Raw genomic sequence first — 14,882 nt, forward strand, 5'->3', positions numbered from 1 at the left:
GCGCTAGTCGAGCAGCGCGAGTTCGGCCAGCCGGTCCATTTCCTCGGCGTCGAAGCCCGCCTCCAGCCGCGCCGATCGGTTGAACGGACCGCGCGGCGTGCGCCCCATGTAGTCGCGCAGCAAGCCGATGAATGTTTCGCGCGGCTCGAGCCCGTCGCGCTCGCAGCAATGGCGGAACCAGCGCGTGCCGGCGGCGACGTGCGCCACTTCTTCGCGCAGGATCACTTCCAGGATCGCGATGGTGCGTTCGTCGCCTACCGTGCGCAGGCGCTCGATGATGCCAGGCGTGACATCCAGCCCGCGCGCTTCGAGCACGCGCGGCACCAGTGCCATGCGCGCCGTGTCGTGGTGCGCCGTCTTCTCGGCCATTTCCCACAAACCGTTGTGCGCGTCGAAATCGCCGTAGGCGTGGCCCAGCTCCGCCAGGCGCCCGCTGAGCATGGCGAAATGGCGAGCCTCGTCGTGAGCGCAGCTGGCCCAGTCGCGGTAATAGGCGTCCGGCTTGCCGCGAAAGCGATAGACCGCGTCCCAGGCCAGGTTGATCGCGTTGAACTCGATATGGGCGACGGCGTGCACCAGGGCAGCGCGTCCGTCCGGCGTGCCGAGACCACGGTTGGGCACCTTGCTCGCATGCACAAGCCGCGGTCGCTCGGGGCGGCCGGGTGCACCGATCGGCACGGGCGCCGGCGAGGCTGGATCGGGGATCAGTTCGCCAGCGAGCAGTTGCTCCCAGGCTTCATGCGTCAGGCGCAGCTTTTCCGCCGGATCGGTGGCGTCGAGGCAGCGCCTCGCGGCTTGGTACAGGTCGTTCATAGCGAAGAGCATGGAGGTTGGGGCGAGCCGCAGGCGAACCCCAACCTGCCAACGGTCACGCGCTGCGCCGCGCGGCCTTGGCGTCGTCGGAGCGCAGCATTTCGATCTGCTCCAGGTACTGCTTGTCCAGGCCGGTGATGTACTCGCCGTTGAAGCACGAAGCGTCGAACTGGGTCAACGATTCATTGCCATCCTGCACCGCCCAGAACAAGTCCTTCAGATCCTGGTAGATCAGCCAGTCGGCGCCGAGCATTTTCTCCACTTCCTTCTCGGTGTGGCCGGCGGCTACCAACTCCGACGCGGCCGGCATGTCGATGCCGTACACGTTGGGATAGCGTACCGGCGGCGCGGCGGAGGCGAAGAACACGTTCCTGGCGCCGGCGTCGCGCGCCATCTGGATGATCTGGCGCGAGGTGGTGCCGCGCACGATGGAGTCGTCCACCAGCAGCACATTCTTCTTGCGGAACTCCAGCTCGACCGGGTTGAGCTTGCGGCGCACCGATTTCACTCGCTCGCCCTGCCCCGGCATGATGAAGGTGCGGCCGATGTAGCGGTTCTTGACGAAGCCCTCGCGGAACGGCACGCCCAGCGCCTCGGCCAGCGCGCTCGCGGCGGTGCGGGCGGTATCCGGAATGGGGATCACCGCCTCGATGCCGTGGTCAGGGCGCTCGCGCAGGATCTTCTCGGCCAGCTTCTGGCCCATGCGCAGACGCGCCTTGTAGACCGAGACGTTCTCGATCATCGAATCCGGACGCGCCAGGTAGACGTACTCGAAGATGCACGGCGCATGCGTCGCGCTCTCCGCGCAGCGGCGGCTGAACAGCTGGCCGTCCTCGCTGATGAACACCGCCTCGCCCGGTTCCACGTCGCGCAGGCGCTTGAAGCCCAGGATGTCCAGCGCCACCGACTCGGAGGCCACCGCGTACTCGCGCCCTTCCGCGGTGACGCGCTCGCCCAGCACCAGCGGACGGATGCCGTGAGGGTCGCGAAACGCCAGCAGGCCGTAGCCGAGGATCAGCGCGAGGCAGGCATAACCGCCACGGGCGCGGGCATGCACGCCGGCCACGGCCTTGAAGATGTGGTCGGGCGTGAGTGCCATCCGGTCCTGGATCTGCAGCTCGTGCGCCAGCACGTTGAGCAGCACTTCGGAATCCGAATCGGTGTTGATGTGGCGGCGGTCGTCTTCGAACATCTCGCGCCGCAGCGTCTCGGTGTTCACCAGATTGCCGTTGTGCGCGAAGGCGATGCCGTAGGGCGAGTTCACATAGAACGGCTGCGCCTCGGCCGAGCCTTCGGAACCGGCGGTCGGATAACGGCAATGCCCCAGGCCGATGCGCCCGCGCAGCCCGCTCATCGAGCTCTGGCTGAACACGTCGCGGACCAGTCCGTTGCCCTTGTGCAGCCGCAGCCGCGCGCCCTCCACGGTGGCGATGCCGGCCGCGTCCTGGCCGCGGTGCTGCAGCACCGTCAGGCCGTCATAGAGGGCCGATGCCACTTCGGTGGTACCGACGATGCCGATGATTCCGCACATGGTTGTTGCCTGTAGAGCTTTAGGGATTCGTTGTCTGGCGCGGCACGGCGTCCACCGACGCCGGGTCGCGTGCGCTGCGTGCGGCCGCCGGCACGGGCGCGAGGCCCTGCAGCGCCGCCGGCAGCGCCGGAAGCTGGTTCGGCAAGGCCGGCAGATGATCCGGCAAAGCCGGCAACTGATTCGGCAGAGCCGGAAGCTGGTCCATCACGGCGGAAGGCTGAAGGTAGCGCTTCGCGCTGCCCGGCACCTGCTCGCCCAGCCATGCAGCCACTCCCTTGAACTGCGGCAATAACATCGATTGCTGCCACCACGGATCGTGGACGAGCGCGGTCAGGCTGACCAGGAACACGCCCACCGTCACCACCAGCACGCCGCGCGCCAGGCCGAACAGCATGCCCAGCAACCGGTCCGTGCCGCTCAGGCCGGTGCCCTGCACCAGCTTGCCGACCAGGAACCGCAGCGCCACGCCGGCGATCAGCACGGCCGCGAAGCACGTGCCGTAGCCGGCCGCCAGGCGCGCCGAAGGCAGTTCGATCTTGTGCGCATACAGCGCCGACATCTGCGGTCCGAAAAGCCAGGTCAGCCATGCCGCGCCAACCCAGATCGCCAGCCCGAGCACCTCGGAGATGAGGCCGCGCCACAGGCCGATCAAGACCGACACGCCGAGCACCGTCAGGATGATGTAGTCGGCCCAGTTCACGGCGGCGGTCTGTGCGTTCAGGGGGCGCTGACGACGTTGCCGGCAAGGCCGAGCTTGGCCTTGATCTGGTCACGCACGCTTACCGCGTCGTCGCGCTGGGTCTGCGGACCGGCGCGCACGCGCCACAGCTGCTTGCCGCCGGCGTTGACCGTATCGACGTAGCCGTCGAAGCCGTTGGCGCGCAGCTTGTCGCGCAATGCATTGGCGTCAGCCTGGCTGCCCATCGCCGCAACCTGCACCGCCCAGCCGCCGGCGCGGGCGGCCGGCTTGGCCGCCGCGGGTGCAGGCGCAGCGGCCGGCGCGTCGTCCTGGGTCGGCGTGCTGGCGCTGCCTTCCAGGCGGGCCGGCGCGCCCGGGATGGTCTGGGTGATCTTCAGGCGTGCCGCCTCGGCGGCGGCGCGCGTCTCGAACGGGCCAGCGGTGACCAGGGTCAGCGACTTGCCGGCCTGGTTGATCGGCCGGCCGGCGGCCGGATAGCCCAGCGCGCGCACGCGCTGCACCAGGTTCTGCGCGCTGGTGGTCGAGGCATAAGCGCTGAGATTGAGGGTGAAGCGGCCATGGGCGGCGGTCGCCGCGGGCGGCTCGGGCGCCGGCGCCGGCGTGGTCGCGACAGGCGTGCTGGCTGCGGGCTTGGTCTGGGCGGGAATCACCGGCTGCGGCGCGGCTGGCTTGGCGGCCTGAGCCGATGTCTGCGCCGGAATCACCGGCTGGCCCGGGGTGCCAGGGCGATTGACGGTGGTCGGTTCGGGCTTCTGCGCGGCGGCCGGGTCGGTTTCCACGTCACGCGGACGATTGGAACCGATGTTCACCGTGGCCAGCTGGTCGGAACCGGCCGGCGTGGCGGCCTGCCCCGCGGCGGAAGACGCCGGCTGCGGCGCGGCGGCGGCCGTGGAGGCCGGCGCTGCGCCTGGGGTGAGGCTCATCGTGCGGGTCTGCAGATCGCGGTCAGGTGCCGGCGGAATCGCCAGGCTCACCGTTTCATCGCCACCCGTGCCCGGCGGAGTACTGGAGAAGAACATCGGCACGAACAGGACCGCCAGCGCGATCAGGACGGCGGCACCCAGCAGGCGTGTTTTCAAGACAGGCTCCAAGGCGACAAAAGCGCAAACACGAAACGGCGGGATTATACCTGTCCCCGGGGTCGCCCATGCGAACGCGCCGGTGACGGTTCAGTGGACGGCCGCGATCCCTGCTTCGTTCCGTCGAGCGGACATCAGTTCGCAAGGACCGCCGAGGCGATGAAAAACGAGCCGAACGCAAGGATGCGCTCGCCCTCGAGCGCTTGCGCGCGCGCGGCCGCCAAGGCGGCGCGCACGTCGTCGTGCAGATCGAACGCGGCTTCCGGCAGGGTCTCCTGCAGCACCCGGCCCAGTGCCTCGGCCGAAAGCCCACGCGGCGTATCGCGATCCAGCCCGGCCAGATGCCAATGGGCGATGCGCGCCCCCAGCGCCGCGATCACGCCCGCCACATCCTTGTCGGAGAGTGCACCGTACACCGCATGCACGCGCCCCGCCGGATTGGCGTCCAGCCACTCGGCAAGTGCGCGTGCCGCCTGCGGGTTATGGCCGACATCCACGATCAGCGCCGGATCGCCTCCCAGCGCCTGCAATCGCGCCGCGACGCGGGCACCGCGCACACCGGCCGCGGCGGCACTGCCCAATGCCTGCGCTGCTATCGGCGCCGCCTCGCCGCGCAAGACATGCAACGCCGCGATCGCCGTGGCGGCATTGGCGTACTGCACCGGCGCTGCCAGCGCGGGATCGGGCAGTGCGAATGCGGTGCCGTCGCGGTGCGTCCAGGTCCATCCCTGCGCTTCGCGTTTTACCCGGAAGTCCTCGCCCAACCGTTCCACCCGCGCACCGATGCCGGCAAGCGCATCGAGCAGGCCGGCCGGCGGCGCCGTATCGCCGACGATGGCTGGCCTTCCGGCGCGGGCGATGCCCGCCTTCTCGCGCCCGATGCTGTCGCGGTCGGCACCGAGCCAGTCCATGTGGTCCAGATCGACCGTGGTGATCACCGCCACATCGGCGTCGATGATGTTCACCGCATCGAGCCGCCCGCCGAGCCCGACTTCCAGCACGGCCACATCCAGCCCCGCGCGCGCGAACAGGTCCAGCCCGGCTAGCGTGCCGAACTCGAAATAGGTCAGCGGGATGTCGCCGCGCGCCGCTTCGATGCGCTCGAAGCTTTCCACCAGAGCCTGGTCGTCCGCGTCGCGGCCATCGATGCGGATGCGCTCGTTGTAGCGCAGCAGGTGCGGCGAGGTGTAGCAGCCCACGCGTCGACCGGCCGCGCGCAGCATCGCTTCGAGCATCGCCACGGTGGAGCCTTTGCCGTTGGTGCCGCCTACGGTGATGGTCCAGCGCGCCGGCGCGGGCGCGCCCATGCGCTGCCATACCGTGCGCACGCGCTCCAGCCCCAGCTCGATGCTGCGCGCGTTGACGTTCTCCTGATAGCTCAGCCATTCGGCCAGCGTGCGTGACATGCGCAAATTCCCGAAAAAGTCAGGCGTCCAGCGGACGCAGCCAGAAGCGCAGGCGATGGGCGCGCGGCTCGATATCGCCGGGCTCTTTCCAAGCCAGCGTGCAGAACATGTCGTCCTGCCGCTGGTAACCGCGCTTGCGCCAGAACGCCTCGTTGGAACGGTGCCCGGCGGGGCGGCGCGGGTCGTCGTCGGCGCGCTCCACCGCGCAGAACGCCGTCCAGCGGAAACCGCCCAGACGTCGCGCATGCGCCTCGCGCTCGTCGAAAAAGCGATGGCCCAGCCCGCTCCCGCGATAGTCGCGCAGCAGTACCGATTCGCCGAAGTAGAACACCTCGTCCAGCGGCAGGCCGCGCGCCAGGAACGGCTGGTGGAAAGCCTCACCATCATCGGCCAGCGGCAGGCCGGTGGACGCCCCCACCACTTTGCCGCCATCCAGCGCCAGCACGAACACGCTGCGCGGCGAGCGCGCATAGGCGGTGAGATAGCGCTCCTCGTACTGGGCATCGCCCTCGTACAGATAGGGATACTCGCGGAACACCGCGATGCGCAGTCGCGCCAAGTCGCCTAGGTAAGGGCTCACTGCCTCGCCGGCGCAGACAATGGTGTCGACAGCCATGCTCAACCGCCGACCTGGGCGATCCAGTCGTTGAGGTTGTAGTAGTTGGTGACGCGCGCGATCCGGCCGTCGCGGATCTCGAAGAACGCGCCACCGGGCAGTACGTAGCGCTGGCCCTGGGCGGGCGGCAGACCTTCGTCGTCGGCCAGATACTGACCGTGCACCACGTATTCGGCAGCAGCGCGGGCGCCGTCGGCACCGACCATCACGGCAATGTCTTCGAGCCGTTCGCGGTAGCTGCGCTCCATCCGGCCGAGGAACGCCTTGAACGCCTCGCGCCCGGTCTCGCGGCCGCCCTGGTTGATGTCGTGGGCGACGTCCTCCGCGAGGCAGTCGAGCATGGCGTGCCAATTCGCTTCGTTGAAAGCGGCGTAATAACGGCGGATCAGGGATTCGGTAGACGACATGGCAACCGGGATGGGCGATTCGAGAGCGCAGAGATTAATGCCCGCCACCCGCGCTGTCTCGCATTCGCACGCTATGCAGAAGGCGCGGCGCGCCCCGTGCGGCGCAACGCCGCCAGCACCATCCGCCGCAGCATGCGCTCCTTCAGGCTGCCCTGACCGATCAGCGCCATCCGCTGCAAGGCCTCGTCCTCGCCGGCCACCACCGCGCCGGGGCGCAGCATCGCGCGCAACAGGCCAAACCTTCCGCGCCAGGATCCGCCGGCCGATTTCAACCAGCCCAGCGCCGGCAGCAGGCGCTGCTCCACCTCGGTGAAGTCGCTGCCGAACGGGAAACGCGGGAACAGCCCCTTGCTCTCCAGCGGCGCCAGCGCTTCGCGCAGGAACTCCGGCCGGTTGCGCCGCCACTTTTCGGGAATCTGGAAATCGGGCGAGAGCTTGCCGGCCGCCTTGGCCTCCGCGCACAACGCGTCGAGGAAACGCGCATCGCTGATCGCCAGCATCGCCTCCACGCATTCGCTGTCGGTCTTGCCGCGCAGATCCGCTACGCCGTACTCGGTGACGAACAGGTCGCGCAGGTGGCGTGGGATAGTGGTATGGCCGTAGTTGAAGCGGATATTGGTCTCTACCGTGCCGCGCACCTTGCGGGTGGCGCGCAGCAGCAGCGCCGAGCGGCCGTCCGGCAGTTCGTGCGCCATCGCCACGAAGTTGTACTGCCCGCCGACGCCGCTCACCACGCGGCCATCCTCCAGCGCATCGGATACCGCCGCGCCAAGCACCGTGGCCATCATGCAGGTATTGAAGAAGCGCGCGCCGCGGCGCTGCAGCGACGCCAGCGCCTGGTGGTCGCCATACAGCTGGTTGACGTTGGAGACACGGCACATGTCGATCGCGTCGGGATCGGCCGCCTCGGTCTCGCGCAGCCAGCGGTACAGCTCGCGCGTACCCAGAAAAAACGCGCCGCGCAGGTAATGCCCGCCCGGCGTGCCGGCGGCGAGGCGTCCGGCGGCGGCGGCGCGCTCCAGCGCCAGGTTGTCCCAGCTGCGGCGCTTGAGGATGCCGGCGCGCTGCAGGTGCATGAAGCCGTCCATCACCATCTCGCTCGCGCCGTACAGGCCGTGCTCGAACGGCGCCAGGCCGCCGAACCTGGCGGCCAGCGCATGCGTGGCGCCGCGCGGATCGAGCCCGACCAGCGCGCGCCGCCAGTGCACGTTGTCGCGCTGGCGCAACAGCAAGGCATGCACCAGCGCATCGGACAGCGCGCCGATGCCGATCTGCAGGCAGCCGCCATCCTTGACCAGCGCGCTGGCGTGCAACCCGAGCGCGTACTCGGCCGCATCCACCGGCTGGCGCGGCAGCGCGAACAGCGGCGCGATGTCGTCGGGGCGCAACTCCAGGTCGAAGAAACTCTCCGCGACTTCGGCATGCCCGCTCAGGTACGGCAGGTCCGGATGCACTACCGCCACGCATAGCGGGCGCGGCTTGCCGGCCGCCTCGGCCAGCGCGATGAAATCGATGGTCAGGTCGGGGTTGCACGACAGGCTGTAGCGCACGCCCTCGGGCGTCTCCCGTCGCGCTACCAGCTGCACCAGCAGGTTGATGTCCTGCACCACCAGGTCGCGCGCGACGTGCGTGTAGTTCTGGCTGATGTAGTTGCGCTGCGCGCTGCCCGATTGCAGCAGCGCGCCGGACTGCATGTAGAACTCGTGCACGGCCACATTTGGCGGCATGGCATTGCGCGCCTGATCCACGGCATACAGCGGGTCTTCGGCGTCGACGCCGAAATGGCGCTCGACGAAGGGCTTGACGAAACGCTCTTCCAATCCGGGCGCCGGATGCGGCCGGGTCAGCGACAACGCCGTATATAAGGTCATCGAGCGGGACGGGTCGTCCCGGGTCAGCCGGTACAGCGCGTTGAGCAGCCCATGCGGCTTGCCCAGGCCGAGCGGTGCCGCCATGCGCAGGTCAGGCCCCAGCCGTTCGGCGATCAGCCGGGCACAGGCTTCCGTGTCGGTGTGACGTTGCTCTGGCGTCATGGGCGCGGAGCATGACAGAAACGCCGGAAGCGTTGCATGACCCCGCTTCATGCGCCCTTCACCACGCCGCGGTCGCCACGGAGCATGCCCTACACTGGCCGCATGAACTGGACCCCGTTCCCTTCGTCACCCGGCCGCCGCTTCGCCGAACAGGCACTCAGCCGTGCCGCCGGCGCGCCGCTGCTGGCCGGCAATCGCGTCGACCTGCTGATCGATGCGGCCGCCCATTTCGAGGCCTGGCTGGCGGCGATCCGCGGCGCGAAGCAGCGCGTGCTGCTGGAGAACTACATCATCCGCGACGACGAGGTGGGCCGCGCCTTCCGCGATGCGCTGGTGGAGCGAGCCAGGAACGGTGTGACCGTCGCTCTGGTGTACGACTGGATGGGCTGCATGGGCCAGTCGCGCGCGAGTTTCTGGGCGCCGCTGCGCGCCGCCGGCGGCCAGGTGCGCGCCTTCAATCCGCCGCAGCTGGGCCAGCCCTTCGGCTGGGTCAGCCGCGACCATCGCAAGCTGCTCGTGGTCGACGGCGAGATCGGTTTTCTCTCTGGCGTGTGCATCAGCCAGAAATGGCTGGGCGACCCGGCCAAAGGCATCGCGCCATGGCGCGACACCGGCGTCGCGCTGCGCGGCCCGGCGGTGGCGGAGCTGGAACTGGCCTTCGCGCAAAGCTGGTCGAGCATCGGCGAGCCGCTGCCGGACTTCCCGCATGTTCCGGCGCAACCGGCCGGCGAAGTGGCGCTGCGCGTGATCGCCACCCAGCCGTCCACCGCCGGCATGTATCGCCTGGACCAGATGATCGCGGCGATGGCGCGCAAGACGCTGTGGCTCACCGATGCGTACTTCGTCGGCGTGGCGCCCTACGTGCAGGCGCTCGCTTCCGCCGCGAAGGACGGCGTGGACGTGCGCCTGCTGGTACCCGGCAGCAGCGACATCCCGGTCGTCGCGGGCATGTCGCGCGCAGGCTACCGGCCGCTGCTCAAGGCCGGCATCCGCGTTTTCGAATGGAACGGCTCCATGCTGCACGCCAAGACCGCCGTCGCCGACGGCCAATGGGCGCGCGTGGGTTCGTCCAACCTCAACATCGCCAGCTGGCTGGGTAACCGCGAAATCGATGTCGCCGTGGAGGACCCCGGCTTCGCCCACCAGCTGGCCGCGCAATACGAGCAGGACCTGGCCAACGCCACCGAGATCGTGCTGACGCCACGCCCGAACCGCCCCCATCGCGATCGCGTCAGCGCGTCCGCCCGCCCCGCCCGCACCAGCCGCATGGGCGGCAGCTCCAGCCGCGCCGCCGCCGGCGCCCTGCGCATCGCCAACACGATGGGCGCGGCCTTCGCCGACCGCCGCGTGCTGGGCGATACCGAGACCGGGCCCCTGCTTACCGGCACGCTCGCATTGCTCGCGCTGGCCGCCACCGCCATCCTGTGGCCGGCGGTGGTGGGCTGGCCGATCGCCGTGCTGGCCCTGTGGTTCGCACTGAACTTCGGCATCCGTGCCTGGCGCGCGCGCCGCAAACACCAGCGACGCATCCGTGCGGCGGACGAACCGGAGGCGTGAGGCGGAAAACACACACGCTTCGCTGCTGATATCCCGCCTGAACTCCCGGCGCCAACTAGATGACGCCTAAGCGGTTCATGCTAGTCTCCCACCCTCCATGCACGCCCCCGACGCTCCCACGCCGCCGCCGCGGCACATCCTGACGCCGAGCTCGCTCAACCGGCTGGTCCGCGACCTGCTGGAGGACGCGCTGCCGCTGATATGGATCGAGGGCGAGCTGTCGAACGTGGCGCGCCCCGCGTCGGGGCATCTGTACTTCACGCTCAAAGACGCCAGCGCGCAGGTGCGTTGCGCGATGTTCCGCCCCAAGACCGGCTCGCTGCGTTTCCGGCCCGCCGATGGCATGCATGTGCTGGTGCGCGCTCGCGTCGGGCTGTACGAACCGCGCGGCGAATTCCAGCTGGTCGCCGAACATATGGAGCCGGCTGGCGAAGGCGCGCTGCAGCGCGAGTTCGAACAGCTCAAGGCGCGGCTGGATGCCGAAGGCCTGTTCGACCCGTCGCGCAAGCGTCCCCTGCCCGCCTTCGCCCGCCGCATCGGCGTGATCACCTCGGCCACCGGCGCCGCCGTGCGCGACGTGCTGAGCGTGATGGCGCGACGCTGGCCGTTGGCGGATGTCGACGTCCTGCCCGTACCGGTGCAAGGCCGCGAAGCGCCGCCCGCAATCGTCTCCATGCTGCGCCGTGCCTCGGCCAGCGGCCGCTATGACGTGCTGCTGCTCACCCGCGGCGGCGGCTCGCTGGAGGACCTGTGGGCGTTCAACGACGAACAGGTCGCGCGCGCGATCCACGCCAGCGCGGTACCGGTGGTGTCGGCGGTCGGCCACGAGGTGGACTTCAGCATCGCCGACTTCGTCGCCGACCTGCGCGCGCCCACGCCCTCCGCCGCCGCGGAACTGCTGGTCCCCGACGCCGCGTCGATCGGCCGCCACCTGCACCAGCTGCGCCAGCGCCTGGCCACCTTGCAGCAGCGTCGGATGCAGGCACTGATCCAGCGCACCGATCATCTCCTCGCGCGCTTGCAGGCCCAGCGCCCGCAGACCCGCCTGCTGCGCGACCGCGAACGCCTGGCCCACCTGCGCCATCGCCTCGCCGTGGCGATGCGCGAGGCCATGCGCGGCCGCGCTACCGGCCTGGAACGCGCACACGCCCGCCTGCTCGCCCGCCATCCCCGCCAGCGCCTGCCGCTGTACGCGCAACAGCTCGCGCAGCAGGAACGCCGCCTGCGCCAGGCCATCGCGCAGATCCTCGAACGCCGCCGCGCTTCGCTCGGCCAGACCGCGCGCGCGCTGCACGCCGTGAGTCCGCTGGCGACGCTCGATCGCGGCTACGCGATTCTGTTCGACGAACAGGGACGCGTGATCCGTTCGGCTGCGGCGGTGAAGACCGGCGAACGTGTGCGGGCGAAAGTGGCCGATGGCGAGCTGACGCTGCGCAACGAGCCGTAAGCTCTTCTGCTTCGCACCCGCCAGCGTCATCGGCTCGGGCCATCGCCGGAAGCCACGTGGGCAAGCCGAATAACAGCCCATTGCAATCCATATAACCAGGCGCGCGACATCTCACACCTTCTGAACGCCAACGGGCGCATCCTGCCCCGCCATCTGCCCGATGGAGCGAAGTGCATGAAGGCTGCGGCGTTGTTCGTGAAGGCACTGGAAGCGGAGGGCGTGCGCAGCATCTACGGCGTCCCCGGCGAAGAGAACCTGGATCTGGTCGAAGCACTGCGCGACTCGTCGATCAAGCTGATCGTCACCCGCCACGAGCAAGCCGCCGGTTTCATGGCCGCCACCTGGGGCCGCCTCACCGGCGAAACCGGCGTGGCGCTATCCACCCTGGGGCCAGGCGCCACCAACCTGGTCACCGCGGCGGCCTATGCCCAGCTCGGCGCCATGCCGATGCTGATGATCACCGGCCAGAAGCCCATCCGCACGCACAAGCAGGGCTTGTTCCAGCTGGTCGACGTGGTCGACATGATGCAGCCGCTGACCAAGTACACGCGACAGATCGTTTCCGCGCCGACCATCCCGGCCCGCGTACGCGAAGCGTTCCGCCGTGCCGAAGAGGAACGCCCCGGCGCGGTGCACCTGGAACTGCCGGAAGACATCGCCCGCGACGAGGTCGACGAGGTGATTCTGCTGCCCACCGAGTACGCGCGGCGCCCTGCCCCTGACGACGCCGCGCTGATCCAGGCCGGCGAAGCGATCAGCGCGGCCACCCGCCCCATTCTGATGATCGGCGCCGCCGCCAACCGCCAGCGCACGGCGGTGGCTTTGCGCGCCTTCATCGACAAGCTCGGCATGCCGTTCTTCACCACTCAGATGGGCAAGGGCGTGGTCGACGAGGATCACCCGCTGTGGCTTGGCAACGCCGCGCTGTCCGACGGCGACTTCGTGCACCGCGCGATCGATGCCGCCGACGTGATCGTCAACGTCGGCCACGACGTGGTGGAGAAGCCGCCGTTCTTCATGCACAAGGGGCGGCGCACGGTCATCCACATCAACTTCTCGTCGGCCGAAGTGGATACGGTCTACTTTCCGCAGATCGAAGTGGTGGGCGACATCGCGCACACCATCGAACGCCTCACCGATGCGATGACCGCGCAAGCGCATTGGGACTTCGGTTACTTCGACCTGGTGCGCGAGGCCTTCCACGGCCAGCTCGCCGAACACGCGGACGATCCGCGCTTCCCCATCCATCCGGTGCGCCTGGTAGCCGATACGCGCCGCTTCATGCCGGACGACGGCGTGCTGTGCCTGGACAACGGCATGTACAAGATCTGGTACGCACGCTATTACCGCGCGCGCCAGCCCAACACCGTACTGCTGGACAACGCCCTGGCCACCATGGGCGCCGGCCTGCCCTCGGCGATGGCGGCCAAGCTGGTCTATCCGGAACGCAAGGTACTGGCCATCTGCGGCGATGGCGGCTTCATGATGAATGCGCAGGAGCTGGAAACCGCCGTGCGCCTGAAGCTGGATCTGGTCATCCTGCTGCTGCGCGACGACGCCTACGGCATGATCCGCTGGAAACAGGCCGAGATGGGTTATGCGGACTACGGCATGGAATTCGGCAACCCGGACTTCGTCAAGTTCGCCGAGGCACATGGCGCGCGCGGCCACCGGCCGGCGAGCGCCGATGAATTCCTGCCCACGCTCAAGCGCGCTTTCGACCAGGGCGGCGTGCACCTGATCGACCTGGCCATCGACTACAGCGATAACCACCGCATCCTCAACGAAGAGATCCGCCACCTCAGCGCGGCGGTATGACCCGGAGCGACTTCATGCTTGCCAAGAGCTATCCCTATTACCTCGCCAACAAGGCGCGCACGTCCAAGGAGCAGATGGACGTGCTGGACAAGTACAGCGGCAAGGTGGCGACGCGCGTGGCGGTGCCCGACGCCAAGGCGGTGGAACAGGCCATCGCCGCCGCGGTGGAAGCGGCCACGCCGATGCGCGAGTTCAAGCCGTGGGCACGCCAGGACGTACTGCAGCACTGCGTGAAGCGCTTCAAGGAGCGGCGCGACGAACTGGCCTATGCACTCTGTGTGGAGGCCGGCAAGCCGATCAAGGATTCGGCCGGCGAAGTCACGCGCCTGATCGAGACCTTCGGCATCGCCGCTGAAGAGGCAGTACGTACCAACGGCGAAACCCTCAACCTGGAGATCGCCAAGCGCCTCGACGGCTATCACGGCTACACCAGGCGCGTGCCGCTGGGACCGGTGTCCTTCATCACGCCGTTCAACTTCCCGCTCAACCTGGTGGCGCACAAGGTGGCGCCGGCCATCGCGGCCGGCTGTCCGTTCGTGCTCAAGCCGGCCGAACGCACGCCGATCGGCGCACTGATCATCGGCGAGGTGCTGGCCGAGACCGATCTGCCCAAGGGCGCCTTCTCCATCCTCAACCTGGACGGCAAGCACGCCTCCCCGCTGGTGGAAGATCCACGCTTCAAGCTGCTGTCCTTCACCGGCAGCCAGATCGGCTGGGATCTGAAAGCGCGTGCCGGCCACAAGAAGGTGACGCTGGAACTGGGCGGCAACGCGGCCTGCATCATCGATGCCGACCAGAAGCCGAACCTGGACCGCGTGATCGAGCGGCTGGTGTTCGGCGCGTTCTACCAGTCGGGCCAAAGCTGCATCAGCGTGCAGCGCATCTACGTGCACGAAAGCCTGTACGACGAATTGAAGAAGCGCCTCATCGCCGCGGTGAAGGCCTTGAAGGCGGGCGACCCGAAGAAGAAGGACACCTTCCTCGGTCCGATGATCGACGAGGCTGCGGCCGAGCGCCTGCACGGCTGGATCGAAGAAGCACGCAAGGCCGGTGGCAAGGTGCTGTGCGGCGGCAAGCGCAAGGGTCCGATGCTGGAGGCGACGCTGATGGAAGACGTGCCCCGCGACGCCAAGGTCAATCGCCAGGAAGTCTTCGGCCCGTTCGCCCTGCTCGCGCCGTTCAAGCGCATCGACGATGCCATCGCCATGACCAACGATTCCGACTACGGCCTGCAGGCGGGCATCTTCACCGACAGCCTCGCCCACGCCATGCGTGCATGGAACGAACTGGAACAAGGCGGCGTGATCGTCAACGACGTGCCGAGCTTCCGCGTGGACAGCATGCCGTACGGCGGCGTGAAGCTCTCCGGCGCGGGGCGCGAAGGCGTGCGCTATGCGATCGAGGACATGACCGAGCTGCGCTTGATGGTGATGCGGGAGGGTTAAAGACCCTGAGTCCTTCTCCTTCGGGGAGCA

12 protein-coding genes are annotated in these 14,882 nt (G+C 68.7%); 4 read left to right on the plus strand and 8 right to left on the minus strand.

The annotated features are described in order from the left end of the window. Nucleotides 1-3 precede the first annotated feature (3 nt). The 8 genes from ACNR9O_RS11955 to ACNR9O_RS11990 form a co-directional block, all read right to left on the minus strand. Nucleotides 4-813 carry a ferritin-like domain-containing protein gene (locus ACNR9O_RS11955; protein ID WP_473680244.1) on the minus strand — a complete coding sequence of 270 codons (810 nt, stop codon included), beginning with the start codon at nucleotides 811-813 and terminating at the stop codon, nucleotides 4-6. A gap of 55 nt (nucleotides 814-868) precedes the next feature. Next, nucleotides 869-2,344: an amidophosphoribosyltransferase gene (gene purF / locus ACNR9O_RS11960; RefSeq protein ID WP_473680242.1), complete on the minus strand. Its 1,476-nt coding sequence runs from the start codon at nucleotides 2,342-2,344 to the stop codon at nucleotides 869-871. A 19-nt stretch (nucleotides 2,345-2,363) separates the two neighbouring features. Further along, entirely contained in the window at nucleotides 2,364-3,044 is a 681-nt protein-coding gene (locus tag ACNR9O_RS11965; protein WP_473680240.1) for a CvpA family protein, read from the minus strand. Nucleotides 3,045-3,061: 17 nt separating this feature from the next. Then, complete coding sequence (locus tag ACNR9O_RS11970; RefSeq protein ID WP_473680238.1) at nucleotides 3,062-4,123, minus strand: SPOR domain-containing protein; 1,062 nt, start codon at nucleotides 4,121-4,123, stop codon at nucleotides 3,062-3,064. A 134-nt stretch (nucleotides 4,124-4,257) separates the two neighbouring features. Next, on the minus strand, nucleotides 4,258-5,529 hold the full coding sequence (gene folC / locus ACNR9O_RS11975) for a bifunctional tetrahydrofolate synthase/dihydrofolate synthase (RefSeq protein ID WP_473680236.1): 1,272 nt from the start codon (nucleotides 5,527-5,529) through the stop codon (nucleotides 4,258-4,260). Nucleotides 5,530-5,548: 19 nt separating this feature from the next. Then, nucleotides 5,549-6,145, minus strand: coding sequence for a GNAT family N-acetyltransferase (locus tag ACNR9O_RS11980; RefSeq protein ID WP_473680234.1), 597 nt, complete (start codon nucleotides 6,143-6,145; stop codon nucleotides 5,549-5,551). Between the two features lie 2 nt (nucleotides 6,146-6,147). Next, complete coding sequence (locus ACNR9O_RS11985) at nucleotides 6,148-6,552, minus strand: ketosteroid isomerase-related protein (protein WP_473680232.1); 405 nt, start codon at nucleotides 6,550-6,552, stop codon at nucleotides 6,148-6,150. A 71-nt stretch (nucleotides 6,553-6,623) separates the two neighbouring features. After that, on the minus strand, nucleotides 6,624-8,585 hold the full coding sequence (locus ACNR9O_RS11990; RefSeq protein ID WP_473680230.1) for an acetyl-CoA hydrolase/transferase C-terminal domain-containing protein: 1,962 nt from the start codon (nucleotides 8,583-8,585) through the stop codon (nucleotides 6,624-6,626). A gap of 102 nt (nucleotides 8,586-8,687) precedes the next feature. On the opposite strand from ACNR9O_RS11990, the gene ACNR9O_RS11995 reads away from it, so the two are divergent. From ACNR9O_RS11995 to ACNR9O_RS12010, 4 genes are all read left to right on the plus strand, one after another. After that, on the plus strand, nucleotides 8,688-10,142 hold the full coding sequence (locus ACNR9O_RS11995; RefSeq protein WP_473700775.1) for a phospholipase D-like domain-containing protein: 1,455 nt from the start codon (nucleotides 8,688-8,690) through the stop codon (nucleotides 10,140-10,142). A 97-nt stretch (nucleotides 10,143-10,239) separates the two neighbouring features. After that, nucleotides 10,240-11,589 (plus strand): exodeoxyribonuclease VII large subunit, encoded by a 1,350-nt coding sequence (gene xseA / locus ACNR9O_RS12000; protein ID WP_473680227.1) that lies wholly within the window; start codon nucleotides 10,240-10,242, stop codon nucleotides 11,587-11,589. A 174-nt stretch (nucleotides 11,590-11,763) separates the two neighbouring features. Continuing rightward, nucleotides 11,764-13,407 (plus strand): acetolactate synthase large subunit, encoded by a 1,644-nt coding sequence (locus tag ACNR9O_RS12005; protein ID WP_473680225.1) that lies wholly within the window; start codon nucleotides 11,764-11,766, stop codon nucleotides 13,405-13,407. 14 nt (nucleotides 13,408-13,421) lie between these two features. Further along, nucleotides 13,422-14,852: an aldehyde dehydrogenase family protein gene (locus ACNR9O_RS12010; protein ID WP_473680223.1), complete on the plus strand. Its 1,431-nt coding sequence runs from the start codon at nucleotides 13,422-13,424 to the stop codon at nucleotides 14,850-14,852. Nucleotides 14,853-14,882: the final 30 nt, after the last annotated feature.

It is taken from the genome of Dyella sp. CR10 (genome assembly GCF_055814425.1).